This is a genomic window from Escherichia sp. HH41S (assembly GCF_009820115.1).
GTDB classification, from domain to species: Bacteria; Pseudomonadota; Gammaproteobacteria; order Enterobacterales; family Enterobacteriaceae; genus Escherichia; species Escherichia coli_F.
Map to the genome: position 1 here is coordinate 1 of NZ_VNXE01000024.1, position 3,238 is coordinate 3,238.

1 protein-coding gene and 1 pseudogene are annotated in these 3,238 nt (G+C 57.6%); both read right to left on the reverse strand.

Going from position 1 to position 3,238, the window contains the following annotated elements; all coding sequences use genetic code 11:
• A partial coding sequence (gpJ, locus tag FQZ95_RS06295) for a phage attachment tail tip protein J (RefSeq protein ID WP_160530014.1) occupies window positions 1-2,939 on the reverse strand: 2,939 nt, incomplete at its 3' end.
• Window positions 2,940-2,998: 59 nt separating this feature from the next.
• A pseudogene (locus FQZ95_RS06300) lies at window positions 2,999-3,238 on the reverse strand (tail assembly protein); the annotation flags it as partial.

Consider the following 3,238-nt stretch of genomic DNA (forward strand, 5'->3'; position numbering starts at 1 on the left):
TCTGGTGTCAGGGAAAATGCCGGCGGATTTCCACCGCTGGTAATGGTGGGAGCCGTCAGGCGTTTCAGGAACACGTCGTTCATGAATATCTGATCGCCCTGACCAACAAACATCGGTTTTGTGTTGCCATTCGCAGGATTAACCATCGCAATCCTGTCCGCCGCCAGCAGCACCTGACTCTGCATGCCGTCAGGGGTGTTCTCAATACCGGCACCAATACCCGCGATATAAAGGCGTCCGTCCTGCATCTGCTGCAGCTTCACAGCCCACATGCTGTTCAGGTTATTATTTGTATCAACCTGAACCTTCTGTATCTGCTGAATTGCAGCACTCTGGTCTTCCAGTTTCTTATTGACGGTCTGCGTGATTTCATTGCTGACATCCGTAATGGACGTCCTGATTTCAGCCAGGTCAGGCGCAAGCTGACCGTTATCAATCTGCGTCCACAGCTCCTGAGCCAGATGGGTTTTCCCTATCTCGCCTTTGAAAAAATCCAGATAACCGGATGCATCATCACTCGGCTGACCAACAGCCTCCACGAATGCCGATTTGCCAACGGTGTTCACACTGCGGATATAAAAGTAATAATCATGGCCCGGTTTGATATTGATACTGGCGGCTATCCAGTACAGCGCCGTGCCAAGATAGCGTGCTGTGGTTTCAACCTGCCTGATATCCGCAATCCGCTTTTCCGAGAACCAGAACTCAAACTGTACCGTCGGATCATAAACCGCAAGATGCGGCGTGGCGGTTATCTGAAAATAGCCCGGCGTCAGCTCAATCCGCGACGGCGCTGCCGGTGCGGCAATCCGGAACGATACCGACGCCGGATCGCCCTGCTGCCCCCACGCATTTACTGCCCGGACTGTCAGCCTGTAGTTCCCCAGCGCCAGTTGTGTGAAGCGGTAAGTGGTTTCCGTCGTCCGGGCCGTGCTGACCAGCCACTCACTGCCGTCATCCGCTGTTACGGTCAGACGGAGCAGGAAGCTCACGCCCTTCACCACCTTCGGCGTGTCCCAGCGCGCCAGCACCTGATATTCCCCGCTGTCTGCGGTGACTTCGGCAGTCAGGTGCTGCACCGCTGGCGGCGTGACACCATTCACCGTGCCGCTCTGGTCGCCGTCAAAGTGCGCCCCGTTATCCACGATGGCTTCTTTTTCCGGTACATGCTGCACGGCGGTGATGGCATACGTGCCGTCGTCGTTCTCACGGATACTCACGCAGCGGAACAGGCGCTGGCGCAGCGTCGGCAGCTTCAGCCCCCACACGCTGTATTCAGCAACGCCGTCAGGAACACGGCTCACTTTCACCTTCACGCCGTCGGTGACGGACTGAACCTCCACGCTGACCGGATTGCCACTTCCGTCAACCAGGCTTATCAGCGTGGTACCGGAGGATGGCAGCGTGATTTCACGGTCGAGCGTCAGCGTCCGGGTCTGGCTGTTTACCGCCAGCACGCGCCCGCCGGTGCGGATACCGGCATAGTCATCATCACAGATTTCAATGACATCGCCCGGCACATGGCGAAGCCCTTCTGCGCCCACGCTGAAGTCCACGGTCTGCGTTTCCAGCAGTTCTGTTTTAATCAGCCACAGCCCGGCGCGATGTGCCTGCCCCCGGCTGGTACAGCCAAAGGCATCCATCTTCGTGACATTACGACCGTAACGGGCAATGGCCTGCGTGTCCTCCACAAGCTCTGTCGCCGTCTCCCAGCCGTTATTCGGGTCAATCCAGTTCACCTCAACGGCATTATGGCGGTCCTTCAGGGCGCTGAAGCTGTAGCGGAACGGCGCGCCATCATCCGGCATCACCACATTACTGCGGTTATAGGTCCACACCTTATCTGATGGTCGGTCCTGCACGAACGTCAGCGTCTGCCCGTTCCATACCGGCATACAGCGCATCGCCGAGCAGAAATCACTGAGCACATCCCACGCCTTGCGCTGTGTGGTCAGGTACGCATTACAGGTGATGCGCGGCTCCGTGCCGCCAAAGCCGTCCGGCACTGACTGGTCGCAGTACTGGCCGATGACATACAGCGCCCATTTATCCACATCCGCCGCACCAAGACGTTTCCCCATGCCGTAGCGCGGATGGGTCAGCATATCCCACAGACACCAGGCCATGTTGTTGCTGTATGCCGGTTTAAACGTTCCGTCCCAGATACCGCTGTATTGCCGCGTCTGCGGGTTATAGTTCGACGGCACCTGCAGAATGCGCCCGCGCAGATGATAATTACGGCTCACCTGCTGGCTGCCGAACTGCTCCGAATCCACCTGCACGCCGACCAGTGCCGTGTTCGGGTAGCCCTGTTTCACATCGATGATTTCGGTGTATGACGACCAGAGCGTTTTGTTCTGCAGCTGGTCTGTGGTGCTGTCCGGCGTCATCCTGCGCATCCGGATATTGAACGGGCGCGGCGGCAGGTTACCCACCACCACCGAGGCCAGATACTGCGAGGTGGTTTTGCCCTTAATGGTGATGTCTTTTTCCGTCACCCAGCCACCATTACGCTGGATCTGAACCAGCAGGCGGACTTCCGACGGATTCCTGTCCCCCTTTGAGGTGGTTTCCACCAGTGCCTGCACGCCGAAGGTAAAACGCAGTCGGTCAATGTTTGCCGACGTGATGGTCCGGGTGATCGGCGTGTCGTATTTCACTTCCGTACCCAGCACCGTCTCGGAGCCGGAGGATTCAAATCCCTCCGGCGGTGTCTGCTCCTGCTCACCGGCCCGGAACACCACCGTGACGCCGGAGATATTGGTATTCCCCTCACTGTCCAGCACTGGCGTACTGTTCAGCAGCACGCTTTTTAATCCATCCACCGGACCTTCAACCGGCCCTTCGCTGATGGCATCGATCACACTCAGCAACTGCGTGGACTTCAGGTTGTCCTTCGCTTCGCGCGGGGTATGCCCCTTACTGCTGCCTTTACCCATTCCTCACGCTCCATAAACGACAAAACCGCCCGGAGGCGGTTTCACATAAACGTTTTTCATCATCGACCAATCACCACAACCTGACCACCATCCCCTTCGTCTGCCGTGCTGATCTCCTGAGAGACCACCCGCGACCCCACGCGCATTTCACCGTACAGAACCGGCAGAACATTGCCCTGGGCAACCATGTTATCCAGTGAGGAGAAATAGGTGTTCTGTTTGCCGTTATCCGTTGTCTGTGTACGGGGAGTTCTGGCTTTCGGTGCCAGCATCTGCGCCACACCACCGAGCACCATACT